At 72.3% G+C, this 26,584-nt stretch carries 24 protein-coding genes and 1 pseudogene; 5 read left to right on the plus strand and 20 right to left on the minus strand.

Annotated elements, in window-relative coordinates; all coding sequences use genetic code 11:
- Positions 1-24: 24 nt before the first annotated feature.
- Positions 25-483 carry an acyl-CoA thioesterase gene (locus tag N8I84_RS07920; protein ID WP_263234692.1) on the minus strand — a complete coding sequence of 153 codons (459 nt, stop codon included), beginning with the start codon at positions 481-483 and terminating at the stop codon, positions 25-27.
- A gap of 351 nt (positions 484-834) precedes the next feature.
- Here N8I84_RS07920 and N8I84_RS07925 point away from each other — a divergent pair, with 351 nt between their 5' ends.
- Positions 835-2,238 carry a uracil-xanthine permease family protein gene (locus N8I84_RS07925; protein ID WP_263228889.1) on the plus strand — a complete coding sequence of 468 codons (1,404 nt, stop codon included), beginning with the start codon at positions 835-837 and terminating at the stop codon, positions 2,236-2,238.
- Here N8I84_RS07925 and N8I84_RS43085 read toward each other — a convergent pair.
- Positions 2,220-2,597 carry a hypothetical protein gene (locus N8I84_RS43085; RefSeq protein WP_390898867.1) on the minus strand — a complete coding sequence of 126 codons (378 nt, stop codon included), beginning with the start codon at positions 2,595-2,597 and terminating at the stop codon, positions 2,220-2,222. The genes N8I84_RS07925 and N8I84_RS43085 overlap by 19 nt on opposite strands.
- A 436-nt stretch (positions 2,598-3,033) precedes the next feature.
- Between N8I84_RS43085 and N8I84_RS07935 the strand changes: the two genes are divergently transcribed.
- Positions 3,034-3,708: a DUF5995 family protein gene (locus tag N8I84_RS07935; protein ID WP_263228890.1), complete on the plus strand. Its 675-nt coding sequence runs from the start codon at positions 3,034-3,036 to the stop codon at positions 3,706-3,708.
- Positions 3,709-3,795: 87 nt separating this feature from the next.
- Positions 3,796-4,725 carry an LLM class F420-dependent oxidoreductase gene (locus tag N8I84_RS07940; protein WP_263228891.1) on the plus strand — a complete coding sequence of 310 codons (930 nt, stop codon included), beginning with the start codon at positions 3,796-3,798 and terminating at the stop codon, positions 4,723-4,725.
- 15 nt (positions 4,726-4,740) lie between these two features.
- On the opposite strand, the gene N8I84_RS07945 is transcribed toward N8I84_RS07940, so the two are convergent.
- The 8 genes from N8I84_RS07945 to N8I84_RS07980 are packed head-to-tail and all read right to left on the minus strand — an operon-like array spanning position 4,741 to position 13,316.
- Complete coding sequence (locus N8I84_RS07945) at positions 4,741-6,438, minus strand: flavin monoamine oxidase family protein (protein WP_263228892.1); 1,698 nt, start codon at positions 6,436-6,438, stop codon at positions 4,741-4,743.
- Positions 6,439-6,494: 56 nt separating this feature from the next.
- Positions 6,495-7,283, minus strand: a complete 789-nt coding sequence (locus N8I84_RS07950) for a carbon-nitrogen hydrolase family protein (protein WP_263228893.1) — start codon at positions 7,281-7,283, stop codon at positions 6,495-6,497.
- Positions 7,284-7,322: 39 nt separating this feature from the next.
- Positions 7,323-7,829, minus strand: coding sequence for a copper chaperone (locus N8I84_RS07955; protein ID WP_313884341.1), 507 nt, complete (start codon positions 7,827-7,829; stop codon positions 7,323-7,325).
- 43 nt (positions 7,830-7,872) lie between these two features.
- Positions 7,873-9,339: an HAD-IA family hydrolase gene (locus N8I84_RS07960; RefSeq protein WP_263228894.1), complete on the minus strand. Its 1,467-nt coding sequence runs from the start codon at positions 9,337-9,339 to the stop codon at positions 7,873-7,875.
- 47 nt (positions 9,340-9,386) lie between these two features.
- Positions 9,387-10,457: an ABC transporter ATP-binding protein gene (locus tag N8I84_RS07965; RefSeq protein WP_263228895.1), complete on the minus strand. Its 1,071-nt coding sequence runs from the start codon at positions 10,455-10,457 to the stop codon at positions 9,387-9,389.
- Between the two features lie 5 nt (positions 10,458-10,462).
- Positions 10,463-11,275 (minus strand): ABC transporter permease, encoded by an 813-nt coding sequence (locus N8I84_RS07970; RefSeq protein ID WP_263228896.1) that lies wholly within the window; start codon positions 11,273-11,275, stop codon positions 10,463-10,465.
- On the minus strand, positions 11,263-12,162 hold the full coding sequence (locus N8I84_RS07975; RefSeq protein ID WP_263228897.1) for an ABC transporter permease: 900 nt from the start codon (positions 12,160-12,162) through the stop codon (positions 11,263-11,265). The genes N8I84_RS07970 and N8I84_RS07975 overlap by 13 nt, the downstream gene beginning before the upstream one ends.
- Positions 12,159-13,316 (minus strand): ABC transporter substrate-binding protein, encoded by a 1,158-nt coding sequence (locus tag N8I84_RS07980; RefSeq protein ID WP_263228898.1) that lies wholly within the window; start codon positions 13,314-13,316, stop codon positions 12,159-12,161. Before N8I84_RS07980 ends, N8I84_RS07975 begins: the two co-directional genes overlap by 4 nt.
- A gap of 215 nt (positions 13,317-13,531) precedes the next feature.
- On the opposite strand from N8I84_RS07980, the gene N8I84_RS07985 reads away from it, so the two are divergent.
- Positions 13,532-14,272 (plus strand): GntR family transcriptional regulator, encoded by a 741-nt coding sequence (locus N8I84_RS07985; protein ID WP_263228899.1) that lies wholly within the window; start codon positions 13,532-13,534, stop codon positions 14,270-14,272.
- 13 nt (positions 14,273-14,285) lie between these two features.
- On the opposite strand, the gene N8I84_RS07990 is transcribed toward N8I84_RS07985, so the two are convergent.
- From N8I84_RS07990 to fmt, 9 genes are all read right to left on the minus strand, one after another.
- Positions 14,286-14,738, minus strand: coding sequence for an Lrp/AsnC family transcriptional regulator (locus tag N8I84_RS07990; RefSeq protein WP_263228900.1), 453 nt, complete (start codon positions 14,736-14,738; stop codon positions 14,286-14,288).
- A gap of 10 nt (positions 14,739-14,748) precedes the next feature.
- Positions 14,749-16,242: an amino acid permease gene (locus N8I84_RS07995; protein WP_263228901.1), complete on the minus strand. Its 1,494-nt coding sequence runs from the start codon at positions 16,240-16,242 to the stop codon at positions 14,749-14,751.
- A 332-nt stretch (positions 16,243-16,574) separates the two neighbouring features.
- The gene (locus N8I84_RS08000; protein WP_263234694.1) at positions 16,575-18,017 is read right to left on the minus strand and encodes a GuaB1 family IMP dehydrogenase-related protein; all 1,443 of its coding nucleotides are present in this window, start codon (positions 18,015-18,017) and stop codon (positions 16,575-16,577) included.
- A 140-nt stretch (positions 18,018-18,157) separates the two neighbouring features.
- Positions 18,158-18,478, minus strand: a complete 321-nt coding sequence (locus tag N8I84_RS08005; RefSeq protein ID WP_200421171.1) for a barstar family protein — start codon at positions 18,476-18,478, stop codon at positions 18,158-18,160.
- Entirely contained in the window at positions 18,475-18,873 is a 399-nt protein-coding gene (locus tag N8I84_RS08010) for a ribonuclease domain-containing protein (RefSeq protein WP_263228902.1), read from the minus strand. Before N8I84_RS08010 ends, N8I84_RS08005 begins: the two co-directional genes overlap by 4 nt.
- Before the next feature lie 40 nt (positions 18,874-18,913).
- On the minus strand, positions 18,914-19,957 hold the full coding sequence (locus tag N8I84_RS08015; protein ID WP_263234695.1) for a sugar-binding transcriptional regulator: 1,044 nt from the start codon (positions 19,955-19,957) through the stop codon (positions 18,914-18,916).
- Positions 19,958-20,035: 78 nt separating this feature from the next.
- The gene (rpe, locus tag N8I84_RS08020) at positions 20,036-20,722 is read right to left on the minus strand and encodes a ribulose-phosphate 3-epimerase (RefSeq protein ID WP_263228903.1); all 687 of its coding nucleotides are present in this window, start codon (positions 20,720-20,722) and stop codon (positions 20,036-20,038) included.
- A gap of 245 nt (positions 20,723-20,967) precedes the next feature.
- On the minus strand, positions 20,968-22,386 hold the full coding sequence (locus tag N8I84_RS08030; protein WP_263228904.1) for an RsmB/NOP family class I SAM-dependent RNA methyltransferase: 1,419 nt from the start codon (positions 22,384-22,386) through the stop codon (positions 20,968-20,970).
- 134 nt (positions 22,387-22,520) lie between these two features.
- Positions 22,521-23,456, minus strand: coding sequence for a methionyl-tRNA formyltransferase (gene fmt / locus N8I84_RS08035; protein ID WP_263228905.1), 936 nt, complete (start codon positions 23,454-23,456; stop codon positions 22,521-22,523).
- A 279-nt stretch (positions 23,457-23,735) separates the two neighbouring features.
- Here fmt and N8I84_RS08040 point away from each other — a divergent pair, with 279 nt between their 5' ends.
- A complete protein-coding gene (locus N8I84_RS08040) occupies positions 23,736-24,269 on the plus strand; it encodes a hypothetical protein (protein ID WP_103844834.1) in 534 nt (177 codons plus the stop codon).
- A 105-nt stretch (positions 24,270-24,374) separates the two neighbouring features.
- Here the strand turns inward: N8I84_RS08040 and N8I84_RS08045 are convergent.
- A pseudogene (locus N8I84_RS08045) lies at positions 24,375-26,522 on the minus strand (primosomal protein N').
- Positions 26,523-26,584: the final 62 nt, after the last annotated feature.

Consider the following 26,584-nt stretch of genomic DNA (forward strand, 5'->3'; position numbering starts at 1 on the left):
TGTCGACGAGCTCCTCAGAGCTCCTCAGTCCGCCGAGCGCAACAGTTCACGGCCCGCGGCCCTGAACCGCTCGCTCCACGACGTCGGCCGCAGGGTCGCCGCGTCCAGCCGGACCAGGACCCGGGTGCCGTGCGCGTACGTCACCGCCCCGTCCGCCGAGCACAACCGGAACCCGTACGTGAGCCCGGTGTTCCCGAGCCGCTCCAGCCACAGGTGCACGGCGTACGCGCCCGGCTTGGTGACCGGGGCCTCGTAGCTGATCCGCAGCTCCTTGACGGCGTTGCAGAAGTCGCCCGCCGCCTCCCAGTCGCCCTCGAAGCGGAAGCCGCGCTCCTGCCACAGGGTGGACCAGGCACGCTCGACCATGACCGGGTAGCGGGCGTTGTGCAGCAGTCCGAGCGCGTCCAGGTCGTCGAAGTGGACGGTGACGGGGATCAGCCGGCCGTACGACACGACAGGCCCTGGCAGGGTCTCGGCGGTCACGGACGCGGGATCGGCTTCGACGGTCACGGGCGGGGCTCCTCGATCTGACCCGGTGAGGCGCTCGCGACGCTGCGGCGCTCGATCCCAGCCATGGTAAGCGCTCGCTCAGGAACTCCCGCCCACGGGTCAGCCGACGATCGAGTCCAGCTGCTCGGCGGCCGGCCTCGGCGCCCACAGGTCACCGCCGGGCGGTGCCTCCAGCAGGTGCACCGCCTTCTGGGCCTGCGCATGCCGCGGATCATCCATGTGAACGCAGTTCGTGAGTGGAACCGTGTGAGAACGCAGTGCCCGCTGGTGCCGGTGACAATGGTTCGGACAGTTCTTCATGTACAGAGAAAGAGAAGCCACACCATGGACCTCGGCGTGCGCTGGAAGCTGCACGGTGACGGGCGCACGCCCGCGCCCGGAGCGGTCGTCCGTCCCGACGAACGCCTCTCCTGGCCCCGCACGGTCGGGCTCGGCGCCCAGCACGTCGTGGCCATGTTCGGTGCGTCCTTCGTGGCGCCGGTGCTCATGGGCCTGGACCCCAACCTGGCGATCATGATGTCCGGCGTCGCCACCGCGATCTTCCTGCTGGCGACGCGCGGCCGGATACCGAGCTACCTCGGCTGTTCACTGTCCTTCGTGGGTGTCGCCGCGGTGATCCGGGCGCAGGGCGGCACCAGCGCCACCGTGACCGGCGCGGTGTTCGTCGTCGGCATCGTGCTGTTCCTCATCGGCCTCGCGGTCCAGCGGTTCGGGGCGCGGATCATCCATGCGGCGATGCCGCCGATCGTGACCGGCGCGGTCGTGATGCTGATCGGCTTCAACCTGGCGCCGGTGACCGCGTCGACGTACTGGCCGCAGGACCAGTGGACCGCGCTGCTGGTGATGCTGTTCACCGGGCTGGCCGTGGTGTGCCTGCGCGGCTTCTGGTCCCGGATCGCGATCTTCCTCGGGCTGGTGTTCGGGTACGGGATCTCCTGGTTGTTCGACCGCGTCTTCGGGAAGATCCACTCGGTGGACGCGAGCGGAAAGCTCACCGATCACTGGCGCCTGGACCTGTCCGGCGTGGGCAAGGCGGACTGGATCGGCCTGCCCCATTTCCACGGACCGTCCTTCCAGTGGTCCGCGATCCTGGTGGCGCTGCCCGTGGTGATCGCTCTGGTCGCGGAGAACGCGGGGCACGTCAAGGCGGTCGGCGAGATGACGGGCGATCCGCTGGACGACAGGCTGGGCACGGCGATCTCCGCCGACGGCGTCGCCTCCATGCTCTCCACCGCGGTCGGCGGCCCGCCCAACACGACGTACTCCGAGAACATCGGTGTGATGGCCGCCACCCGCGTCTACTCGACCGCCGCCTACTGGGCCGCGGCCGGCTTCGCCCTCCTGTTCGGGATCTGCCCCAAGTTCGGCGCGGTCGTGGCCGCCATCCCCGGCGGAGTGCTCGGCGGCATCACCGTCATCCTGTACGGCATGATCGGTCTGCTCGGCGCGCAGATCTGGCTCCATGCCAAGGTGGACCTGCGCAACCCGCTGAACCTGGTGCCGGCCGCGGCGGGCATCATCATCGGGGTCGGCAACGTCACCATGAAGTTCACCGACCACTTCTCGCTGAGCGGCATCGCACTGGGCACGCTGGTCGTCATCACCGGCTACCACGCGCTGCGGGCGTTCGCCCCCGCCCACCTCAAGGCCCAGGAGCCGCTCCTGGACTCGGGCACCTCCGCCTACGACGAGGAAGCCGACGCGAAGGCTCACCGCGCCAAGCCGTAGGCGTACGACGCCGAGAACGTCCCGGGCGTTCCCTTGCAGCCGTCCGACGCGCCTGGCAGCTCACCCACAGATGGGCGTCGATCCGGGCCTGTCCCGTACGCGGCGTCGGGGTCTGCCCGACCCCGCGGCCGGCCGGGTCCCACTACTGACCGCCGGCCGGGCGGGACGCGGCCCTCGGCAGCCGCGGCCGAGGTGACGGCCCGCACGCGCGCGGTGATCGTCGACGCTGTGGGGTCGGCGAACCGGACGGCGGCGGGGCGGTCGGCGATGCATGACTCGATGACGGCCCGCCGGTGGTCGTCCGGGTGGGTGGCGATCCGGTCCAGCACCTGCGAGTCGGGGTGACGGTGGAGCCGCACGGGCGCGACCTCTGTCCTCGGCCTGCGGGCGGAGGGGGAGGGAGTGGGGCGGGGAGCGGCGGACGAGACCCGGGTGGGGCGCGGCGTCGACGACGTCCCGGGCGTTTCGGGCCGACGTCGACGACGGAACGGGTGGCGGCTGCACGACGGCCCGGCGGGTCAGGGCGAGCCGGGCCGGGCCCGGTCGGTCCCGCGGCCGTCGCCGAACGCGGACATCATCCCCGCCGCGGTGCACCACCGACGCCACCGCCACCATGGCGGCGCGTCGCGAGGCGGACCTGCGCGCGGCCCGCCGCTCGGCCGGCCGCCGGATGCGCAAGCCGGACACCTGCCGCTCCCCCTGTCCCCCTCATGGCCCATCGGTGCCATCCCCCGTTCCGGGGAAGCCCGCGGGCCGGTGGTGCCCCGGTACCCCCAGGGCTGGAACTCTTCCCTCATGGTGCGGTTGGAGCAGTTCACGACAGAAGTGGACACGGTCGTCACTCGCATGCGCGCGCTCGGCGGGACCTGGCCGGAAGACGACGGCGTCGCGGTCTTCAACCGGGTCTACCTCGCCGTCACCGAGGAGATCGACCGGCGCCTGGACGGTGGGTACTTCGCCGACCGGCGGCAGGCGGTCACACTGGACGTCCGGTTCGCCGAGCGGTATCTGTCCGTGGCCGAAGGGGCACCGGTCCCGGCCTGCTGGCGACCGCTGTTCCAGTTCCGGCGCCATCCCGGCGTACGGCCGCTGCAGTTCGCGCTCGCGGGCATCAACGCGCACATCGGGCACGACCTGGCGCTCGCCGTCGTGGACGCCTGTCGTGCGCTCCGCTGCGAACCGACCGATCTCGAGAACGAGTTCGAGCGCGTCGGCGACGTCCTCGTCGCGCTGGAGGAACGCATCCGCGAAGACCTCATGCCCGGTCCCGACCTGCTCGAGATCGCCGACCCGCTCACCCATCTGATCGGCGCCTGGAGCCTGGAGCGGGCACGCGAGGCGGCCTGGTCGGCGGCCAGGGCCCTGTGGGCACTGCGGGAACTGGCGGACGTCGCCGAGGAGTTCGAACGGCGCCTCGACGCCGCGGTGGGGTTCGCGAGCCGGATGCTGCTCACGCCACTGCCGCGCTGATCCGGCCATCCTGCCCGTCGAACCGGGAACTGCCTTGAGATCGCTGTACGTTGACCCGCGCAGACCCCCTTGCGAAGGAGCACAGGCATGGCGACCCGGCTCGGACTCGGCCTTCCGCAGAACCGGCAGTACGACATCGGCAAGGACGTGCCCGATGTGGCACGCACCGCCGAACAGATCGGCTACGAGAGCCTGTGGGTGTACGAGCGGGCCCTGTACCCGGAGCCCGCCGGTCAGGGCCTGTACGGCATCGAGGGCCTCCCCTGGCCGGACTCGTATCGCAACGTGGCCGAGCCCCTGGTCACCCTCACCCTGGCCGCGGCGGCCACCGAGCGGGCCCGGCTCGGCTCGAGCGTGCTGGTCGCCCCCCTGCACCAGCCGTTCCAGCTGGCCAAGGCCCTGGCTTCGCTGGACGCGGCGAGCGGTGGACGGGTGATCGCCGGCTTCGGCACCGGCTGGTCCCTGGACGAGTACGCGGCCGCGGGCATCCGCCCGATCAAGGAGCGCGGCCAGGTGCTGGACGAGGTGATCGATGTGTGCCGCGCGGTGTGGGGCCCGGACCCGGTGCGCTACGAGGGCCGAATCACGAAGATCACGTCCGCCGTGGTCGGCCCCAAGCCCGCCCGGCCGATCCCGATCCTGCTCGCCGCGAGCAGCAGGAAGGCCCTGACCCGGCTCGTGGACCACGCCGACGGCTGGCTGCCGGTGGGCATGGGCGTCGAGCAGATCGCCACCCAGTGGCAGGAACTGCAGGACCTGGCGGCCGAACGCGGCCGTCCGGAGCCGCTCCAGACGGTCCTCCGGGTGAACGCCGACTACCAGGCCAAGGCCTACGACGGCGCCGACCGCCGCCCCTTCCAGGGCAGCGCCGACCAGATCGTCGAGGACCTGGTCGCGCACGCGTCGATCGGTCTGGAGGAGATCCTCGTCGACCTCCAGGCCACCCCGCGGGACGCCCAGGAGCTCAAGGACGTCGCCACGGAGGTGTACGAGAAGGCGCGGGCGGCCGGGGTGTGACCTCCCTCAGGAGGGTCAGTCCTCCGGGAGTTCGACGGGTGCGATCTCGTCGTAGACGTCACCGGGGCCGGGGTTGGCCGGGTCGGTCGCGCCGCCGAGGTGGTGCATGACGCCCCACACGGCGTTGAGCGCGGTCTGCACGGCGCCCTCGGCCCAGCCGGCCGTCCAGGAGATGTCGTCGCCGGCGAGGAAGATGCCCCGCTTGTCGGCGGGCAGCCGGTCCTGCATGAAGTGCGTGAACAGGCGCCGCTGGTAGCGGTAGTGGCCGGGCAGGTTGGCCTTGAACGCGCCCATGAAGTAGGGCTCGTTCTCCCAGGAGACCGTGACCGGGTTGCCGATGATGTGCTTCCTGATGTCGACCTTCGGGTAGATCTCGCCGAGCGACTTCAGCATGACCTCCATCCGCTCGTTGGCGGACAGCGGCAGCCACTTCAGGCTGTCGTCGCACCAGGTGTACGACAGGCAGATGACGGCGGGCTTGTCGGGTCCGTTGTCGAGCAGATACGTCCCGCGGGTCATCCGGTCGGTCAGCGTCATCGACATGACGTCGCGGCCGGTCTCCTCGTCCTTGTCGAGCCAGAACGGCCGGTCGACGGGCACGAACAGCTTGCTGGACTCCATGTAGTGGGTGCGCTCGATGGCGGTCCAGTGGTCGATCGGGAAGAGGGCGTCGTCGCACTGGATCTTGGACAGCAGCATCCAGGACTGGGCGGTGAAGATCGCCGCCCGGTAGGTGCGGATGTCGCCGTTCGCGTCCGTCACCGTGATCCGGTTGCCCGTGGTGCGGTGCAGCCGCGTCACGGCGGGGCGGGGCTCGCCGTTCACGTGCAGGGACTTCAGGGAGGTCCCGTGCGGCCAGTGCACGATCTTCTCCGGCTCGCGCTCCCACAGACGCAGCGGCAGCTGCTGGGAGCCGCCGACGATGCCACGGTGGTGGTCGTCGGCCTCGGTGTAGACGACCCGCAGGATCTCCAGGATGGAGTTCGGGAAGTCGGTGTCCCAGCCGCCGGTGCCGAATCCGACCTGGCCGAAGATCTCGCGGTGCCGGAAGGACTTGAAGGCCTCGGATTCGCAGAGGAAGCCGTAGAAGGTCTGGTTGTCGAGCTTCTCGACCAGCTTCGACCAGATCTCACGGATGCGCTTGACGTCGCGCTCGCGCATGGCTCGGTTCATGTCGGAGAAGTCGGCGCCCTCCTCCAGGCACCGGTTCCAGGCGGTCGCGACGTCACGGTAGACCTGCGGCAGATCGTCGATCGTCTCGGCGTAGTGCGACTCGCCCTTGAGGTCGACGACGGTCGACGGGGTGGCCTCGGCGAGCGGGTTGGGGAACGGCCTCGTCTCCAGGCCCGCCAGGTCGATGTAGTGCTGGAGGGCGGTGGAGGACGGCGGGAAGCGCATGGCGCCCATCTCGGCGGTCAGCGACGGGTCGCACCCCTCGAAGCCCACCGTCCGCAGCCGTCCGCCGATCTGATCCGCCTCGTACACGACGGGCTTGAGGCCCATCTTCATCAGCTCGTACGCGGCGACGATGCCGGACAGGCCGCCGCCGATGACGGCGACCTCGGTGCCGTGCTCGGTCGCGGGTATCTGGCCGAGGCCCGCCGGGTGGGCGAGGAAGTCGTCGTACGCGTACGGGAAGTCCGGGCCGAACATGGTGATCGGCGGCTGCTGCTCGTCTGCGTGCTCGACGGCGTTGGGCACCGTGGACGTCATGGGCTACGGACTCCTTGCGCGGAAAGAACTCGGGGGAGGCTCGGAAGGACGAGGGGTCAGACCAGGGACCCGTAGAGGCCGGGGCGGCGGTCCTTCAGGTACGGGTTCGCCTCGCGGGAGGCGGCGAGACGGACGGGGTCGACGTCGGCGAGGACTAGTTCCTCGGCGCGGCCGGCCCTGGCCTGGGCGATCCCGTCGGGACCGGCCAGGGTGGAGAGCCCGACGAACTCGAACTCGCCTTCCTGGCCGACCCGGTTGACGTAGGCGACGTACATCTGGTTCTCGAAGGCCCGCACCGGCACGAGGGACTCGGCGACGAACTGGAACGGATGCATCTGCGCCGTGGGCACGACCAGGAGGTCGGTGCCGGCCAGGGCGTGGGCGCGGACGTTCTCCGGGAACTCGACGTCGTAGCAGATCATGATGCCGACGCGCAGACCGTCGAGTTCCGCCTGGACGACCGGCTGGTCGCCCGGGGTGAAGTGGTCGCGTTCGAAGCAGCCGAACAGGTGGGTCTTGCGGTAGTTCGCGAGGCGGGTGCCGTCGGCGGAGATCAGCTGGGCGGAGTTGTAGACCGTCTCACCGTCCCGCTCCGGGTAGCCGTAGGCGAGCGCGACGCCGTGCCGGGAGGAGATCTCGGCGATCGCGTCCGCCGAGTCGCCGTCGGCGGGCTCGGCGAGGCGGGCGATGTCACCGCCGATCGCGTACCCGGTCAGGAACATCTCCGGCGCGACCAGCAGCCCGGCGCCCGCGGCGGCGGCACGCCCCGCGGCCTGGTCGAGGACCTTGAGGTTCTCGCCGACCGATCCGGGATGTCCGGAGCTCTGGAGCAGGGCGGTGCGCATGCGTGTCTCTCCACCGGTACGGAAGGGTCGGGGGGTCAGTTAGACGGTACGGTCGGGCCCTCGGGCCGGACAAGAAGGAGCCGTTGCGCGCCGATGAGCGATTCGTTGCGTCCGGCAGGGGTGCGGCGGCGATTCGTTGCGCATTCCCGCCCACCCTGCTGCCCGCAGCTCCCGATGGCCGGCTTCGACCCGCCTGTCGGGCCTCGGAGCCGGATCCCCCGCTGACGTGCGGTTGCAGACCAGGGCGGGCGCCAGCTCCGGGACCCACACGACGACCATGGCAAGGGCGACGGAGGTCATCCCCACGACCCTGGCCGACCGGAGACCTGCCGGAGCGGGTTTCTCGGTGTTCAGGACCGCCGTCAGGCCCACCATGGCCCACAGGTTCATCATGCCGAACGCCGCCAGCAGCGCCATGAGCGACCAGCAGCGGCCCCGGCAGAAGGCGCCGTGGTGCGCTCCGGCGCGCGGATCGCGGGCCGACCCGGGTGTGACGTCTGGTCCGGCGGTCCTCTCCAGCCTGGCCCCGGCGGCGGCGACCGGCAGGAAGTGGCGTGTGGGGCGTGACGGCGGCCCGGGTCCGCTCCGGTCAGGCGGTCCGCGGCACGGTGAAGGTGGTGAGCACCGCCGCGTGGTCCGACGGCCAGTCGTTGCCGGCGACGTCGGGCCACGGGCGCGGAGTGCCGGTGACGACCGTGCGGGAGTCCAGGACCGTGAGTCCCCGGTGCAGCACGTAGTCGATGCGGTCCTGCGGTTCGGGGCGTCCGCTGCCGTCCTCGTGCACGGGGTGGATCGGGGACCACGTGTGGCCGGGGTCGCCGACCGGGTCGGGGTGCGCCTCGCGGTAGGAGTCGCTGAGGCCCGCCTCCTCGGCCGCCTTGGTCACCGGCCAGGCGACGTCGGGTCGGTCCAGGTGTGAGGGGCAGTTGAAGTCGCCGACGAGCACCACCGGAACACCGCTGTCCGCCGACTCCTCGATCCTCCGCAGGGTGTCCCGCATCTGAGCCAGCCGTACCCCCTCATGGGCGATCAGCCCGGCCGCCGCAAGGCCGTCGAAGGCGGACTCGTACGGCCCGTACGGCGTGTAGTCCAGGTGGGCCGTCCAGACGTCGACCTCGCACCCGTGGCCGAGGCGGATGCGGACGCCCGCCGCCCCGTAGAAGCCCACGTCGGGATCTCCGAAGCGGGCCGTGATCGGGTGGCGGCTGATGACTCCGAGGTTCTCGCCCGCCCGGTGGTGGTACCAACCGAGCGCCTCGGCCAGCTCCTGGGCCGCGGTGCCGCCCGTCTCCTGCAGACCCACCACGTCCGCCCCGGTCTCCAGGACGACCTTGAGCTGCTTGGCCCGGTGATCGTCGACCATGCTCCCGCCGAGCCAGAGGTTCCACGTCAGCACGCGGAGTTCGTACGCCGGCAGGGACCGCAGCCGCTCGGGCGTGACCTCCTCCAGGCTGGCCAGCACGGTCCGTCCGGGCGCCGCCTCGATCGGCGCGAGCGACGGTACGGCGAGCACCGCACACCCGGCCGCCTCGGCGGAGGCGACGCCCGTGGGGGTGTCCTCCACGGCCACGCAGCCGCCGGGGTCGACCCCGAGCGCCCGGCACGCGGCCAGGTACGGGTCGGGCGCGGGCTTGGTGCGCTCGGTGTCGTCGGCGGTGACGGAGACCGCGAACCGGTCGGGACCCAGCACGTCGAGGACGGTGTCGGCGACGGCCCGCGGGGAGGCGGTGACCAGCGCGGTGGGGATGCCGTCGCGGGCGAGGGCGTCGAGCAGGTCGAGCGCGCCCGGGCGGGGCACGACGCCGCCGCGGACCCGGTCGGCGAACGCTCGGTGCAGGTCGGCGGCCACGTCCGCAGCCGGGGCGCCGGTGAGCCCGGCCAGCCAGTCGGCCGTGTGTTCCACGGGACGGCCGAGCACGTCCGGCTGGTCGTCGCCGCCGAGCGGTCGGCCGAGTCCGGCCGCGACCCGCTCCACCGCCTCCCACCACAGCCGCTCGGTGTCGACGAGCGTGCCGTCCATGTCGAACAGGACGGCCTGGAGCGGGAGTCGGGTCACGGTTCTCTCTTTCCTGTGGGGGTTTGTGGGGATTCGGCTCTCGGGGGTCAGTGGGCGCGCTCGGCGACCAGGACCGGGCGGTCCGGCAGGGTCACCGTGACCGCGGCACCGGCGCCGAGGGCGGCGGCCTCGTGCGCCGGCAGGTCGGCCTTCACCTCGGTGCCGTCGGCGAGGCGTACGGTCAGCCGGACCGCAGCACCGAGGAACGCGGTTGCGGCCACCCGCGCGCCCCCCTCGTCGTCCGCGGTCACCCGTACCGCCTCCGGCCGCACCAGCACGTCCACCTCGGTCGCGGCTGGCGCGTCGCCGTCGACGGGCAGCCGCTGTCCGAGCACCTCGACGACGTCCGAGGACAGCCGCCCGGGGATCCGGCTCATCGTGCCGACGAACTCGGCGACGAAGGCGGTGGCCGGGCGGCCGTACAACTCGGCGGGAGCGGCGCACTGTTCGAGCTTCCCGGCCCTCATCACCGCGACCCGGTCCGCCATGGACAGCGCTTCCTCCTGGTCGTGCGTGACGAAGAGGGTGGTGATGCCCAGTTCCTGCTGGAGGCGGCGGATCTCCTCGCGCAGTGCGAGTCGCACCTTGGCGTCGAGGGCGGACAGCGGCTCGTCGAGCAGCAGGACGCGGGGGCGCAGGGCGAGCGCGCGGGCCAGCGCGACGCGCTGCTGCTGGCCGCCGGAGAGCTGGTGCGGAAAGCGCTCTCCCTTGTCGCCGAGGCCTACGAGGTCGAGCAGTTCGGCCGCCCGGGCACGCCGATCTGCGGTGCGAACCTTGCGCATGCGCAGCCCGAAGGCCACGTTGTCGAGGGCGGTCAGGTGCGGGAAGAGGCTGTAGGACTGGAAGACCATCCCGGCGTCGCGCCGGTGCGCCGGAATGCGGGTGACGTCCTCCCCGTCGACGAGCACGGTACCGGTGTCGGGGTGCTCGAACCCGGCGAGCATGCGCAGCGCGGTGGTCTTGCCGCAGCCGGACGGGCCGAGCAGGGCGAGGAGTTCGCCGGGCCGTACGGTCAGGTCGAGTCCGTCCAGCGCGACGGTCGGGCCGAACTCCCGGCGCAGTCCCCGGAATTCGACCGTCGCTGCCTTCGCGCGGGTTGCGGCCATGTCGAGCGTCATGTGGTTCATCCCTTGGCGGCGGTACGGGAGCGCCCGCCGAAGACGGCGAGCGAGAGCAGGAGGGCCCAGGTGACGAGCAGGCTGAGCACGGAGACGGCGACGGACATCTGGGCCTGCGAGCCGCCGACGCTGTAGATCCACACGGCGAACGGCGTGAAGCCCAGCAGTTGGGCGACGGTGAACTCGCCGAGGACCAGCGCCAGCGTGAGGAAGGAAGCGTTCAGCAGCGCGCCGCGCAGATTGGGCAGCACGGCGTGGAGCAGCGCCTGCGGCCGGCTCGCCCCGCAGCTGCGCGCCGCCTCGACGAGGGTGCGCACGTCGATGGCGCGCAGGCCCGCGTCCAGGGCGCGGTACACGAAGGGCAGCGCCATCACGACGTAGGCGAGGACGAGCACGAACGGAAAGCTCGGGTTCTGGATCGCCACGAAGGTCTGGAAGAGCGGCGTGCGCGAGAGGTGGTCGGGCCCCCACTTGAGCACCGTGGCGATCCCCGCGACGAACGCGATCGGCGGTACGACCAGCGGCAGCGAGCACACCATCTCGACGACGGGCCGCAGCCGGGGCGCACCCAGCCGCAGCGCGACCATCGCGGGCACCATCAGCAGCAGGACCAGGGCGATCGTGGCGGCGCCCAGCTCCAGTGACAGCAGCAGGCTGGAGCCGAAGCCGGCGGTGGAGAGGATCTGGGTGTAGGCGTCGAAGGTGACGCCCCGGTCGGGCACGTCCACCGTGAAGATCACGGACGCGGCGAGCGGGACCAGGAAGTACAGGCCGGCGCCGGCCAGGACGGCCCAGCGCCACAGGTTCAGGCGAGCCATCGCGTACTCCGTCGTTGCAGGGGCAGGTACACCGCCATGACCAGGCCCGCGACAAGGACCATGTCGAGGCTGAGGGCGAGCGCCACGTTCTCCTGGCCGACCAGGACGTTGCCGGAGATGGCGTCGGCGATCTGCAGGGTGACCAGTGGGACGGCGCTGCCCACCATGGCCGCGGCCGTGGCGTACGCGGCGAAGGCGCTGCCGAAGAGCAGCACGAATCCGCCGAGCAGTGAGGGCAGCAGGACGGGCAGCGCGACATGGCGCCAGTACTGGACGGTGGTGGCGCCGTTGTTCTGCGCCGCCTCGCGCCACTGGACGCGCAGTCCGTCGAGAGCCGGTGTGATGGTGAGGACCATCAGCGGGATCAGGAAGTACAGATAGACGATCACCAGACCCCAGAAGCTGTAGAGACTCCAGCCCTTGTCGGTCAGACCCAGGCGGCGGGTGAGCACGCCGGAGTTGCCGAGCGTGGCGACGAAGGCGAACGCGAGCGGAACGCCGCCGAAGTTGGCGAGGACCCCGGACGCGGTGAGCACGGCCTCGCGCAGCACACGGAAGCGGGAGGTCACCACGGCCTGGGCGAACAGCAGCCCGAGTACGGTGCCGATGGCGGCGGAGACGGCGGAGAGCTCGACGCTGCCGACCAGGGCCGTGAGGTAGGCGCCGTGCAGCGAGGCGGTGAGGTTGGTCGTGCTGTACGAGGTGGCGCCGGTCGTCTGGTCCTTGACGGTGAAGGCGCCGTTCAGCATGGCGAGGGCGGGGATCCCGAAGGCGATCGCCGTGAAGGCGAGCAGCGGGAGCACGGCGAGCGCGCCGGAGGCGCGGCGCCGCCGCTGCCGAGGGGCAGCGGCGGTCGCGACCTCCGCCTCGGTGAGGACGGCGGTCATCCGGAGACGGCCTTCCCCCAGCCCTGCGCGATGACCGTCTTGGCCTTGCTCTGCTGGGCCTCGGTCGGGAAGGACGGAGTGCCCGAGACCTCGGGAAGCTTGGCCGCCGCGGTCTTGTCCAGGGTGCCGGCCTTATCCATCGCGGCCATCAGGGCCGGGCGGGCGTAGCCCTTGAGCCAGAGGTTCTGGCCCTCGGCGCTGTAGAGGTACTCCTGCCACAGGCGGGCGGCCGCCGGGTGCGGGGCGTCCTTGTTGATGGCCTGCGAGTAGAACTGGGCGTACACGCCATCGGTCGGCACGGCGACCTTCCAGTCCAGGCCCTTGGACTTGAACTCGTCGGCGTACCCGGCGTTCAGGTAGTCCCAGTCGATGCTGATCGGGGTCTCGCCCTTCTCGACGGTGGCCGGGGTCGACTCCACGGGCGTGTAGTTGCCGTTCTTCTTCAGCTTGGCGAAGAAGTCGAGGCCGGGCTGGATGTCGTCGAACGAGCCGCCGTTCGCGAGCGCCGCCGCGTACACGCCGCCGAAGGCCGAACCCGACTTGGTGGGGTTGCCGTTGAGCGCGACCTGGCCCTTGTACTGCGGCTTGAGCAGGTCGGCGAAGGTCGTCGGACAGGTCTTCACGCGCTTTGCGTCGCAGCCTATGGAGATGTAGCCGCCGTAGTCGTTGTACCAGCGGGCCTGCGGGTCCTTCTGGCCGGCCGGGATGCCGGCGTAGGAGGCCACCTTGTACGGGGCGAGCAGTCCCTGCTGGGCGGCGCTGAGCGCGAAGGAGCTGCCGAGGTCGAGGACGTCGGGCGCGCGGTCCTGGCCCTTGCGTGCGGTGACGGCGCTGATCTCGTCCTGGCTGGTCCCGTCCGGGTTCTCCACCTCGACCTTGATGCCGTACTTCTTGTGGAAGCCGTCGATCAGGGCGCCGTAGTTGGCCCAGTCGCGGGGCAGGGCGATCGCGTGCAGCGTGCCCTCCTTCTTGGCGGCCTTGACCAGGGCGTCGAGGCCGCCGAAGTCCGCGGCCGAGGTCGCGGTGGCCGCGCTCTTGCCGTTCGCGGTGGTCGACGCGTCGTCGGGGGCGGCGCCGCAGGCGCTGAGGGCGAGTGCGGCCGCTACGGCGAGGCCACCGGTGAGCACGGCGGTTCTCGGCGGGAACACTGTCACTGTCACTCCAGGGGTACGCACGGGCGAGGAGACGAGGCGGGGACAACTTGTCTGAACAAGTTGCGTCACAGTACGCCCGCTGCCGGTGTCCTGTCTGTAAACCGTGGCGAAACTTTGAGCCCCTGTTGTATGCACAATCCAGACCGTCGCAGATCACGCCCAGGTCTCGATTAGGCTGGTCACGCTGTGCACAGCGACCGACCCGGAGAGGAAGCATGGCTGCGCGACACGAGGAGATCGCCGACGAGCTGCGGCGGGCGATCGACCGCGAGGAGTACACAGTCGGCAGTCGGCTGCCCTCGGAGACGGAGCTGGCTGCGCACTACGCCGTCTCGCGCGGCACCGTCCGCCAGGCGGTCGCGGCCCTCACCGCCGAGGGGCTCATCGGCTCCCGTCAGGGTGCCCGCAGGGTGGTCCTGACCAGCCGCCGCAGCCAGAGCTTCGAGGAGCTGCGCAGCTTCGCGCAATGGGCGCGGGCGATGGGCCGGGAGGCGACGGGACACGTCGTGACGCAGGAGCACCGCCCGGCGACGAAGGAGGACGCCGTCCGCCTGCAACTGCGCGCCGGTACGCCTGTGTTGCACGTGCTGCGGGTGCGCGGTCTGGACGGCGAGCCGGTACTGCTGGAGCGGACGGTGTACGCGGACTGGATCGCCCCGGCGGTCGAGGCCATCGAACCGGACTGTCCCTCCGTCACCCAGCGGCTCTTCGATGACACGGGCCTGGTCTTCGCATACGGCGAGCACGTCATCGACGCGGTCGCGGCGGGCGCCCTGGACGCCGACCTGCTCGGCATCCGCCGCACCAGCCCGCTGCTGCGCGTCCGCCGGGTCACGACCACCCGCGAGGGCCGCCCGGTGGAGTGGTCGGACGACCGCTACCGCTCGGACGCCGTGAGCTTCAGCGTGCACAACTCGATCGGCAACAACGCCCTGGCGCGCAAGACGGCCGAGTGACCGCTCGCCCGGATCAGGTGGGCGAGCCCGACGAGAAGCGGCGCAGCAGGGGGGACAGGACCAGGACCGACTTCGTCCGTTCGACGAACGGCTCGCCCGCGATGCGCTCCAGCACGCGCTCGAAGTGGCGCATGTCGGAGGCGAAGACCTGGGCGATCGCGTCCGCCTCACCCGTGACGGTGGAGGCGGCCACGACCTCCTGGTAGCGCTCCAGGCCTCGCTGGATGGTCTCCGGCGAGGTGTTGCGCCGGCAGTAGATCTCGACGAACCCCTCGGTCTCCCAGCCGAGCGCCCCCGGGTCCACCCGGACGGTGAACCCGGTGATGGCGCCGGTCGCGCGAAGCCGGTCCACGCGCCGTTTCACGGCGGGCGCGGACAGGCCGACCAGTTGCCCGATGTCCGCGTAGGAGCGGCGGGCGTCCTCGGCGAGGGCGTGCACGATGCGTTCGTCGAGATCGTTCAGCAAGGCGGGTGGTTCACTTCTCTGTGACGACTTCGGTGCCCGCGGGGTCCGCGGCGGCCAGCCGGGACCGCCGGTGGCCATACAGGAAGTAGAACACGAGCCCGACGGCCATCCAGACCCCGAAGACCACCCAGGTGACGGCCGAGAGGCTGCCCATCATCCACACGCAGAAGGCGAAGCCGAGCGCGGGCAGCACCGGCGACAGCGGCACCCGGAAGGTGCGGGTCATGTACGGACGGGTCCGGCGCAGCACCACGACCGCGACATTGACCAGCGCGAAGGCGAACAGCGTGCCGATGCTGGTGGCGTCGGCGAGCTGGCCGAGCGGGATCGCGGCGGCGAGCACACCGCAGAAGACGGACACGATGAGCGTGTTGGCGCGGGGCGTGCCGGTCTTCGGGTGGACCCGCGAGAACACCTTGGGCACCAGTCCGTCGCGGGACATCGCGAAGAGGATGCGGGTCTGGCCGTAGAGCACGGTCAGGACCACGCTCGCGATGGCGATGACCGCGCAGGCCGCCAGGAGCGTGCCCCAGAACGTCTGCCCGGTGACGTCCTTCATGATCTGGGCGAGCGCGGCCTCGGAGTCATTGAACCGGCGCCAGGGCTTCGCGCCCACGGCGACGGCCGCGACGACGACGTACAGCGCCGTGACGATGACCAGCGACAACATGATGGCGCGCGGCAGGTCGCGCTGCGCGTTCTTCGCCTCCTCACCGGCCGTGGAGGCGGCGTCGAAGCCGATGTAGGAGAAGAAGAGCGTGGCCCCCGCGGCACTGACGCCGGCCATGCCGAGCGGCATGAAGTTCGCGTAGTTGCCGGAGCGGAAGCCCTGGATGCCGATCAGGCAGAAGAGCAGCAGCGCGGCGATCTTCACCATGACCATGATGGTGTTGGCCCGGGCGGACTCCCTGGCTCCGCCGAGCAGGAACGCCATGGCGAGCAGCACGACGATCAGCGCCGGCAGGTTGAACACGCCGCCGTCCCCGGGCGGCGCCGACAGCGCGGCGGGGATGGTGACGCCGATGGTGCCGTCCAGCAGCTCGTTGAGGTACTGGCCCCAGCCGACGGCGACGGCGGCCACCGACACGCCGTACTCGAGGACCAGGCACCAGCCGCAGATCCAGGCGATCAGCTCGCCCATCGTTGCGTATGCGTACGAGTAGGAGGATCCGGAGACGGGGATCGTGCCCGCCAGCTCGGCGTACGACAGGGCGGAGAAGAGGGCGGTGAGGCCGGCGATCACGAAGGAGAGCGTGACGGCGGGTCCGGCCTTCGGCACGGCCTCGCCGAGGACCACGAAGATGCCGGTGCCGAGCGTGGCACCGATGCTGATCATGGTGAGCTGCCACAGCCCGAGGGACCGCCGCAGGGTCCCTCCCTCGCCCTGGCCACCCTCCGCGACCAGGCGTTCCACCGGCTTGCGGCGCATCAGACGCGCGCCGAGGCCGGGGACGCCGGGGGCTGGATGACTGCGGGACTGCGGGGGTGCGCCTTGGTCGAGCACGCGTCGGCTCCTTATCGCTGCCGGTCAAGGGGGCGGGCGGGACCGGCGGAGCCCCGGGGGGCGGGGACCGCCGAGCGGGGTCCTCGCCACGCCACGTACAGCGCAGACCCTATGAGCCGCCCCTTCACGGGCGTAATGCAGCAACCTTGCGCATCGCCGCAAGATCATTGCGTTCATCGAACGTTCGCGCGCATTTGTTGCGCAGGCCGTTGCGATGGTTGCGACCGCCTGCTGGACGCCACCGCCGACGACTCCGGGTCCCGGCCGGGACAGGCCGAGGCCCCTGCTCTCCCGCCGAGGGGACAACAGGGGCCGTGCACAAGGGAGTTGTGTCAGTTCCAGCTGGCGTGCAGCGGCTTGCCCTCCGCGTAGCCCGCCGCGCTCTGAATGCCGACGACGGCCCGCTCCGCGAACTCCTCCAGGGAACCGGCACCGGCGTAGGTGCAGGACGACCGGACGCCCGCGATGACCGAGTCGATCAGGTCCTCGACGCCCGGGCGGGCCGGGTCGAGGAACATCCGGGACGTCGAGATGCCCTCCTCGAACAGCCCCTTGCGGGCGCGGTCGTACGCGGACTCCTCCGACGTGCGGTTGCGGACCGCCCGCGCCGAGGCCATGCCGAACGACTCCTTGTACAGCCGGCCGTTCGCGTCCTGCTGGAGGTCGCCGGGCGACTCGTACGTGCCCGCGAACCAGGAGCCGATCATCACGTTGGACGCGCCCGCCGCCAGCGCCATCGCGACGTCGCGGGGGTGGCGGACACCGCCGTCGGCCCACACGTGCTTGCCGAACTTCTTCGCCTCGGCGGCGCACTCCAGGACGGCCGAGAACTGCGGGCGGCCGACGCCGGTCATCATGCGCGTGGTGCACATGGCACCGGGACCCACACCGACCTTGACGATGTCCGCTCCGGCCTCGATCAGGTCACGCACGCCCTCGGCCGCGACGATGTTGCCCGCCACGAGCGGAACCTGCGGGTCCAGCGCCCGTACCGCCCTCAGGGTGTTGATCATCGACTCCTGGTGGCCGTGAGCGGTGTCGATGACCAGCGTGTCGACGCCCGCGTCGAGCAGCTGCTTGGCCTTGCCCACCGCGTCGCCGTTGATGCCGACGGCGGCGGCGATGCGCAGCCTGCCGTGCGCGTCCGTCGCAGGCGTGTAGAGCGTGGCCCGCAGGGCGCCCTTGCGGGTGAGGATGCCGGCGAGCTTGCCGTCCTCGTCGACGGCGGGCGCGTAGCGGCGGTTGGCGGTGTCGAGGACGTTGAAGGCCTCGCGCGGGTCGATGCCGGCGTCGAGCAGCAGCAGGTCCTTGGACATGACCACTTCGAGCTGGGTGAAGCGGTCCACGCCGGAGAGGTCGGCGTCCGTGACCACGCCGATCGGCCGGTGCCCCTCGTCGACGACCACACCCGCGTTGTGCGCGCGCTTCGGCAGCAGCGCGAGGGCGTCGGCGACGGTCTGGTGCGGGGCCAGCACGATCGGGGTGTCCAGCACCAGATGGCGGCCCTTGACCCAGGAGATGACCTCGGTGACCACGTCGATCGGGATGTCCTGCGGTATGACGACCAGACCGCCGCGTCGGGCCACCGTCTCCGCCATGCGGCGGCCGGCGATGGCGGTCATGTTGGCGACGACGAGCGGGATGGTCGTGCCCGTGCCGTCCGGGGAGGCGAGGTCCACGTCCTGGCGGGAGCCGACGGAGGAGCGGCTCGGCACCATGAAGACGTCGTCGTAGGTCAGGTCATAGGCAGGCTGGATGTCGTTGAGGAAACGCACGTGCTGCACATCCCAGTCGATCAGAGGTGGCCCCCGGACAGGTCAGCCAGGGGGAAGAGCACGTACTTCATTCTCCCATGACGGCCGCCCCACGAACCCCGGGCGAATCATCCAGGCAGGTCAGAGGGGTCTTTGTGGGTTCATCCAAGTGTCAGCGCCACGGACAGGCCCGGCATCTGGTCCGCCGCCTCGGTGAACACCTCCCGGGCGGTCTCCCACTCCTCGGGGCACGCGCTCGCGTACTCCTCCCAGCCGCGTACGACGAGCAGCAGGCCCCGCTCGACGGCCGGCTCGGGCCAGACGGTGTCGTCGGTGAGCGAGTCGGCGAGCGCGTCCCAGTTGCGGCCGAACCAGTACGGCAGGTCCAGGGCGCGCACGACCCGCTCCATGAACGCCGCCTTGTCGGCGACACCGTCCAGATCCAGCGTGACCAGGAACCGTTCCCCCAGGTCGTCGGTCATCTCAGTACCGCCCGGAACGTGTCGTAGTGGTCGTCGGTGTAGTAGGTCTCCCCGCCCTGCCCGGTGACGATGCGCCGGGCTCCGCGGTCGTGCGCGCCGGGGGTCGGCACCGTGTACTCGTGGTAGTAGCCGCGCGGGTGCGCGGGGAGCCGGCGCTCGAAGTTGCCGAAGACGGTGCCGTCCTGCGCGTAGGGGTAGGGGCCGCCCTCGTCGATGAGGGCGAGGGTGTGCCGGGCCTCGGCGGGGAGCCGGTTCTCCTGGACCGTGGCCATGTGCCCGGCCCACGACGGGGCGGGCGCGCGGGTGCCGGTGTCCGTGGCCGAGCACCCCGCGAGCAGGGCGGCCAGACAGACGAGGAGCCCCGCGAGCAGGCGGGGGACGGACCGCGGCAGCATGATGCCGATGCTGCCACAGCCGCCCCGCCCGGAGGTCCTGTCAGGGCCCGTCCGGGTCCGCCCGGTGCAACGCGGGCGTCGGCGTCGGGCCCGCCGTCATCAGGTAGTCCGCCGCGGCCGTGTCCGTCACGAGGCTGGTGACGAGCCCGGAGCGCAGCACCGCGTCGATCGCGGACGCCTTGCGCTGCCCGCCCGCGATCGCGACCACCTCCGGGATACGCCGGAGCTGGTCCGCCTTGACGGTGATGCAGCGCTCCCCCAGGTCCCGTCCGACCCGGCGGCCCTCGGCGTCGAAGAGGTGCGCGGCCATCTCGGCGGCGACGCCCAGGGATGCGTAGTGGGCGCGCTCCTCCTCGGTGAGCATGTCGTGCACCGTGGAGATACCGGGCTCCCAGGAGCCGATGGAGACACAGGCGACCGTCACCTTGTCGAAGTACTCGAAGGCGCGGGCGATCCCCGTCTGGTTGCGCAGGGCCGCCGCGGTCGCGGCGTCCGGGAGCAGCATCGGCGCGTAGATCGGGTGCGCGTCACCGCCCGAGACCTGCGCGGCACGGCGCACGGCCTCCACCGAGCCGCGCTCGGAGGTCCCGGCGTCGTACACGCCCGTCAGCTGCACCACCGTGCACGGGGGCAGCCGGTCGAGGGCCGCCGCCATGTGGATGGTGGAGCGGCCCCAGGCCAGGCCCAGCACATCGCCCTCGGTGACCAGCTCGCCGAGCAGGTCGGCGGCCACCTCGCCGAGGTTCTCGGGGTCGGGCGACTCCTCCACCTCGGCCGGGGACTCGACCACCACGGCGTGCCTGAGGCCGTAGCGGGCGCGCAGCGCGTCGGAGCGCTCGGCGTCCAGCTCGGCCGGAACACGGATCTCGATGCGCACGAGATCCCGTTCGAGGGCGGTCTCCAGGACCCGGGCCACTTTGAAGCGGCTGACGCCGAACTCCTCCGCGATCTGGATCTTGGACTTGCCCTCGAGATAGAAGCGACGGGCCATGGCCGCCGCCTGCACCAGCTCAGCGGGTCCCATCCGCATGGCTGACCGGCCCGCCGACATACCCGACACGGCCATCTCCTCACTGCTGTTCACACTCTGCATTCGCCGTTCATCCTTGCAGATCCGGCGCAGTCGATCAGCCCGGACGGTCGGCGTTCAGGTTCCGTTGTCTCACTCGTCGCACGCCCAGGAGGCCCGGGCCGTCGCCCGCTCCGCCTGGGTGCGCAATGCACGTACCGCGGCGGCCGGGTCGGCCGCCCCGTACACCGCCGAGCCGGCCACGAAGACGTCTGCTCCCGCCTCCGCGCACTGTTCGATGGTGGAGGCCGAGACGCCGCCGTCGACCTGCAGCCACAGTTCCAGGCCGTGCTTGCTGATCAGCTCCCGGGTGCGGCGGATCTTGGGCAGCATGATGTCCAGGAAGGCCTGGCCGCCGAAGCCGGGCTCGACCGTCATGATCAGCAGCATGTCCAGCTCGGGCAGCAGGTCCTCGTACGGCTCGATGGGCGTCGCGGGCTTGAGGGCCATGGACGCCCGGGCGCCCTTGGCGCGGATCTCGCGGGCGAGCCGCACCGGCGCCGCCGCCGCCTCGACGTGGAAGGTGACGGACGAGGCACCCGCTTCGACGTACTGGGGTGCCCACCGATCGGCGTCCTCGATCATCAGATGGCAGTCCAGGGGGGTGTCCGTCGAGCGGGCCAGGGACTCCACGACCGGCACGCCGAGCGTGAGGTTGGGGACGAAGTGGTTGTCCATCACGTCCACGTGGAGCCAGTCGGCGCCCTCCACGGACTTCGCCTCCTCGGCCAGGCGGGCGAAGTCGGCGGACAGGATGCTGGGGTTGATCTGCACGGCCATGCCCCAAGCCTGCCATGCCCTGCCCCGGTTGCTCGCGCCGGTACCCGGCCAGAGCCCATCGCTCCGCGCCGCGTGCCCGGACGGCGCGCGCCACCGTCATGTTCGGCCGCACCCGCCAGGGACTCACCGGCACGGTCCCGCACCGCATCACCGGGCCGGTCGGGCAGGCCCAGCCGCTCCTCACCGTCCACCCGCGGCCGAACCGTCGAGTTCCGGCCCGGCGAGCGGCCCGGGCCGTCGCGCGTTCAGCCGGTGCGGCGGATGAGGGCCAGGTACATCGCGTCCGTGCCGTGCAGATGCGGCCAGAGCTGGATGTCGGGGCCGTCGCCCAGGTCCGGCACGCCTGGCAGCAGCGGCCGGGCGTCGATGAGTTCGGCGTCGCGGTACTGCTTGAGGACGTCGTCGACCACCGCGCGGGTCTCGGCCAGGTGCGGGGAACAGGTGGCGTAGCCGACGACGCCTCCGACCCGTACGGATTCCAGGGCCGTGCGCAGCAGGCCGCGCTGCAGCGGGGCGAATCCGTCGAGGTCCTCGGGCCGGCGGCGCCAGCGCGCCTCGGGGCGGCGGCGCAGGGCGCCGAGGCCGGTGCAGGGCACGTCCATCAGGACGCGGTCGAAGGTGCCCGGGCGCCACGGCGGCCGGGTGCCGTCGGCGGCGACGACCTGGTACGGCCCGGGGTTCCCGGCCAGCGCCTTCGCCACCAGGCCGGCCCGGTGCGGCTGCTTCTCGGAGGCCAGCAGCACGGCTCCGCGCTCGGCGGCGAGGGCGGCGAGCAGGGCGGCCTTGCCGCCGGGCCCGGCGCACCCGTCCAACCAGGCCCGGTCGGGCCCGTCGAGGGGCGCGCCCGCGAGGGCGAGCGCGACGAGCTGGCTGCCCTCGTCCTGGACGCCCGCACGGCCCTCGCGTACGGCCTCCACCGAGCCGGGCTCGCCGCCCTCGGTGAGCCGGACGGCGTACGGCGACCAGCGGCCCGGCAACGCGGCGGGCTCGCCGAGGAGTTCCTCCGTGGTGGAGCGGCCGGGCCGGGCGACGAGGGTGACCTCGGGACGTTCGTTGTCCGCCGCGAGGAGTTCCTCGATGCCGGCTCGCCCGCCGCCGAGGGAGTCCCACAGGGCGGAGACGACCCAGCGCGGGTGCGAGTGCACGACGGCGAGGTGGTCCTCGGGGTCCTCGTCGTACGGGGGTGCCACCCGCTCCAGCCAGGCGTCGAGGTCGTCCTGGGCGACCTTGCGCAGAACGGCGTTGACGAACTTGGCCCGCCCGTCGCCGAGCACCACGCGCGCCAGCTCGACGGTCGCGGACACTGCGGCGTGGGTGGGGATCCGCGTACCGAGCAGTTGGTGGACGCCGAGGCTCAGCACGTCCAGCACGGGCGGGTCGACGTCGCGCAGCGGCCGGTCGACGCAGGCGGAGAGTATGGCGTCGTACGTGCCCTGCCTGCGCAGTGTGCCGTACACCAGCTCGGTGGCGAGCGCCGCGTCCCGCCCGTCGATGTCGCCCTTCTCACGCGCCTTGCGCAGCAGCGGCGGCAGGACGAGGTTGGCGTACGCGTCCCGCTCGTCCACCGCCCGCAGGGCGTCGAAGGCGAGGATGCGGACGGGGTCCTTCTGGGGCCGACGGTAGGGCTTGCCGGGCTTGCGGGGACGGCGGGACTGCTCGGTCACGAAAAAGGTGCTCCGGTTGTGGGACGGCGTGCGCTTACAGCGTACGTCCGCGGAATACGGGGCCGACGCAGAGGTCGGCGGGGTCTGCCGCCGAGGGGTGTCCGACCATTCGCGTCGCGCACCGGCGGGCTCTGTCAGACACCCCCCAGGGTCTCCGCGGCGCCGATGCGCACCCCGCGCGCCCAGTCCGCGGCCTTCATCGGCTTCTTGCCCTGGGCCTGCACCCACACCAGTTCGACCGCGTGCGAACCGGTGCCGACGTGCACGTTGTTCTTGCCGACGGACAGCCGCCCGGGTGCGAGGTCCGTCACCTCGGGACGGGGCGTGACCTGGATGAGCTTGAGCCGCTCCCCGCGGAAGGTCGTCCAGGCGCCGGGTGCGGGTGTGCAGCCGCGCACCACGCGGTCGACGCGCAGCGCGGGCGCGGACCAGTCGACCTGCGCGTCCTCGACGGTGATCTTCGGGGCGAGCGTGACGCCGTCGGCGGGCTGCGGCACGGCCTTGAGGGTGCCGTCCTCGATGCCGTCCATGGTGGCCTCGAGGAGTCCGGCACCGGCGAAGGCGAGCCGGGTGAGCAGGTCGCCGCTGGTGTCGGTGGGCCGGATCCGCTCGGTGACGGTGCCGTAGACGGGACCGGAGTCCAGGCCCTCCTCGATGAGGAAGGTGGAGGCACCCGTGATCTCGTCGCCCGCCATGATGGAGTGCTGCACGGGGGCGGCGCCGCGCCAGGCGGGCAGCAGGGAGAAGTGCAGGTTGACCCAGCCGTGGGCGGGGATGTCGAGGGCGACACGGGGCAGGAGCGCGCCGTAGGCGACGACGGGGCAGCAGTCGGGCGCGATCTCCCTGAGGCGTGCGAGGAAGTCCTCGTCCCGCGGCCTGTTCGGCTTGAGGACCTCGATACCGGCCTCCTCCGCCCGCTCGGCGACGGGACTGGCGACGAGCCTGCGCCCGCGCCCGGCCGGTGCGTCGGGCCGGGTGACGACGGCGGCCACCTCATGCCGGCCCGACGCGATCAGAGCGTCCAGCGCGGGAACGGCGACCTCGGGGGTACCTGCGAAGACGAGCTTCATGGGTGGGTGACGGCCTCTCGGGCGGGAGTTCTGACGGACCCACAGGTCCCGGCCGGACCGGGCCTGCGGGCGGCGCACCAGTCTAGGACGTGGCGGGGCGCGCCCGGCCGCACGCGGGGGCTCGCAGCGCACGCCATCCGCCGGGGGCGTACGCATATGCTCTTACGCCCCCGCAGCGTGACCACAGGCCCGAATGCGCGTTGGTCAAGAAAGAGTTGACCACAAGCGGGCCGCTGTAGCGGCCCGATCCTTTTCAACGCCGGTTCGAGAGGCTTGTTCATGGCCGACCACGCAACCCACGACGCCCAGGCCCGGGCCAGCCTGCACTTGCTGGTGCGGGACATCGAGCGGGTCCGCCGGCAGGTGGACGCACTGCGCACCCTCACCGCCCAGTTGGGCAATGTCTACCGCCCGCGGCGCTCCGGCCCGTCCACGGGCTTCGTCGTCTACGGACGCGCTCCCGCCCCGACCGTCCGTCTCGCCCAGGAGCTGCGGGACAGTGTCGAGACCCTGGTCACCGCGGCCGTGGACTTCGACCGCTCGCTCGGCTTCTCGTGGGACGCCGTGGGCTCCGCGCTCGGAGTCACCAAGCAGGCGGTCCACCGCCGTTACGGCGCCCGCCGTGCCGCCGCGCAGGCGGCCGCCGAGGCCGATCGCGCGGCGGAACCGTCCGGTACCCGCACGATCAACGTGGGCTCGGGCATCCCCACGGTGCCCGCGGCCCGCTCGATGCCGACCCAGCCGACGGCGGGCAGCCCCACTCTCCGCGACGAGGCGAGGCCGACCGCCTTCCCCGGACCGCGCAACGGCTGAGGCCGCCCCTTCTGCTCTGCCTCCCGGCCGCACCGGGAGGCAGTCCCGTCGGGAGCCGCACGACCGGTCGGCTCCGTTCCCGGTGCCCCTGCCCGATCGCGGCCCTCACCCGATGTCCGGCGGATCGATCCGGATCCGTACCGCGTCACCGCCGGCCCGCGCCGTCCGGGTGGCCAGCGCGGTCTTCAGGGCGGTCGCCAGTGCGGCCCCGCTCCCGGGCGGTACGCGGACCAGTGCCCGCTCCCAGCGCTCCCCCGGCGGCGGCCCCCGACCCTGCGGGGCCGCCCGGCTTCGGTCACCGGCAGCGGGACGGGCCCCAGCACCTCTGCGGCAGGCGGGAGACGGGCGCCGGCGAGGAAGTCCGCGACGGCCTCGGCCGGTCCCGACACCGCCGCCATCCGCGACACCGGTGGAAACCCCAGCTCCGCCCGCTCGGCCAGTTCACGCACGGCGTGCCCGACGGGATCCCACCGGACGAGCGCCTGCACGGGCCGTAGCGTCGGCTCGGCGACGATCACGACCGTGCCGCCCACGGTCTGCGGCCGCACCAGCGCGCTCGCGCCGATCCACCGCCGCAGAGCGTCCTCGCCCGCCCGCAGATCAGGCCGGCCCAGCATGGCCCATCCGTCCAGGAGCAGCGCCGCGGCGTACCCGCCCTCGGCGACGGGCTCGGCCCCCGGTGTGCTGACCACCAGGGCGGGCGTCCCCGGCACCGTGTCCAGTACCTGCTCGCGCCCCGAGGTCCGCACCGGAACGGCCGGGAAGGCCCGCCCCAGCTCCTCGGCGGTCCGCCGCGCCCCCACGATCTGGGCCCGCAGCCGGAACCCGCCGCACTCCGGACAGTGCCAGGCGCTCTCCTCCCGCCCGCACCAGCCGCACCTCAGCTCCCCGGCCTCCTGCCCCGCCAGCGGCCCGGCGCAGTGCGGCAGCGCGCGGGGCCCGGCACTGCGCGCAGGCCATCCGGGGCACATAGCCGCGCCGGGGCACCTGCACCAGAACCGGTCCGTGCCGCAGTCCCTCCCGCGCGACCTCCCAGGCGAGCGTGGGCAGCCGCGCGGCCCGCGCCGCCTCGTCGCGTGCGAGGTCCCTGTCGCCCACCGTCCGTACGAGCGGTGCGGTGGCGCGCACCTGCTCGCGGTCGGCGACCAGCGGTGCGGCCCATCCGCTCTCCACCAGCTGGGCGGCCTCGACGGTGCAGGTCCAGCTCCCGAGCAGGAAGCCGCACTTCTCGCGGGTGGCGCGCAACTCCAGCACCTCCCGGACATGGGGGAAGGGGGCGTGCTCGTCGCTGTGACTGTCGTCGCCGTCGTCCCACACGACGACGAGCCCCAGGTTCCGCACGGGCGCGAACATGGCGGCCCGTGTCCCGACGACGGCCCGCACGGCCCCCCTGCGCACGGCGAGCCATTCCCTGTACCGCCGCTCCTGTCCGGCGTCGGCGGTCAGCACTGCATGCTGCCCCTCCCCGATCAACTCCCGCAGCGCGGTGTCGACCCGTGCCACGGCCCGTCCGGCGGGCACGACGACCAGGGCGCCCCGCCCGGAGGCGAGCGTGGCCTGCACGGCCCGGGCGATCTCCTGCGCCCACTGGGGCCCGGGCAGGGCGGTCCACACGGCCCGGGGCAGGCCACCGGAGGCCAGCGACCGCAGGAAGTCCGCGCCCCGCCGGTACCGCCGCCACGATCCGGGCTCCGGCGCGGACGGAGGCGCCGGCGGCGCACCCGACTCAGCGGCCTCCGCGCGCGCGTGGCGTGGCGGGACCGCGAGCTGGAGTACGTCCGCGAGGCTGCCGGCATAACGGTCGGCGACGGCGCGGGCGAGGCCCAGCAGCTCGGGCGTAAGGACGGGCTCGGGTGACACGACCTGCGCGAGCGCCGCGAGGGGCCCCGCGTAGTCGGACTCGGCCACCCGCTCGACCAGAAACCCGTCGATGAGCCCGCCGCCCTCTCGCCGCCCCTCCCGCACCGTGCGCCCGCCGGCTCCGAACCGCACCCGGACCCTGACCCCTGGCCGGGCGACGGCGTCGAGCTCCTCCGGCACGGCGTAGTCGAAGTAGCGGTCCAGATGCAGCACGCCCTTGTCGACCACCACCCGCGCGACGGGCAGTTCCTTCGCCGGCGAGGCCCCCCGCCAGGTCCGCGGCTTGGCCCGGGGCGCCTTGGCCTTGCGCACCGCGTCCCGCAGCAGGGCAAGCTGCTCGGGCGGCGCGGCGTCCGACCCGCCCGCCCGCTGCTGCCTGTTCTCGCTGCTCACGCTTGCATTCTTACCAAACGCCACTGACAGCGACGTCCGCCGAGACGGGCCCGCCCGCGCAG

Source organism: Streptomyces cynarae, from assembly GCF_025642135.1.
GTDB classification, from domain to species: Bacteria; Actinomycetota; Actinomycetes; order Streptomycetales; family Streptomycetaceae; genus Streptomyces; species Streptomyces cynarae.

Bases quoted from the DNA above. Each gene is read 5' to 3' on its own strand.
- N8I84_RS07925 (WP_263228889.1), top strand. From the start codon at position 835: ATGGACCTCGGCGTGCGCTGGAAGCTGCACGGTGACGGGCGCACGCCC.
- N8I84_RS07935 (WP_263228890.1), top strand. From the start codon at position 3,034: ATGGTGCGGTTGGAGCAGTTCACGACAGAAGTGGACACGGTCGTCACT.
- N8I84_RS07940 (WP_263228891.1), top strand. From the start codon at position 3,796: ATGGCGACCCGGCTCGGACTCGGCCTTCCGCAGAACCGGCAGTACGAC.
- N8I84_RS07945 (WP_263228892.1), bottom strand. From the start codon at position 6,438: ATGACGTCCACGGTGCCCAACGCCGTCGAGCACGCAGACGAGCAGCAG.
- N8I84_RS07950 (WP_263228893.1), bottom strand. From the start codon at position 7,283: ATGCGCACCGCCCTGCTCCAGAGCTCCGGACATCCCGGATCGGTCGGC.
- N8I84_RS07965 (WP_263228895.1), bottom strand. From the start codon at position 10,457: ATGACGCTCGACATGGCCGCAACCCGCGCGAAGGCAGCGACGGTCGAA.
- N8I84_RS07970 (WP_263228896.1), bottom strand. From the start codon at position 11,275: ATGGCTCGCCTGAACCTGTGGCGCTGGGCCGTCCTGGCCGGCGCCGGC.
- N8I84_RS07975 (WP_263228897.1), bottom strand. From the start codon at position 12,162: ATGACCGCCGTCCTCACCGAGGCGGAGGTCGCGACCGCCGCTGCCCCT.
- N8I84_RS07985 (WP_263228899.1), top strand. From the start codon at position 13,532: ATGGCTGCGCGACACGAGGAGATCGCCGACGAGCTGCGGCGGGCGATC.
- N8I84_RS08005 (WP_200421171.1), bottom strand. From the start codon at position 18,478: ATGACCGACGACCTGGGGGAACGGTTCCTGGTCACGCTGGATCTGGAC.
- N8I84_RS08010 (WP_263228902.1), bottom strand. From the start codon at position 18,873: ATGCTGCCGCGGTCCGTCCCCCGCCTGCTCGCGGGGCTCCTCGTCTGT.
- rpe (WP_263228903.1), bottom strand. From the start codon at position 20,722: ATGGCCGTGCAGATCAACCCCAGCATCCTGTCCGCCGACTTCGCCCGC.
- fmt (WP_263228905.1), bottom strand. From the start codon at position 23,456: ATGAAGCTCGTCTTCGCAGGTACCCCCGAGGTCGCCGTTCCCGCGCTG.
- N8I84_RS08040 (WP_103844834.1), top strand. From the start codon at position 23,736: ATGGCCGACCACGCAACCCACGACGCCCAGGCCCGGGCCAGCCTGCAC.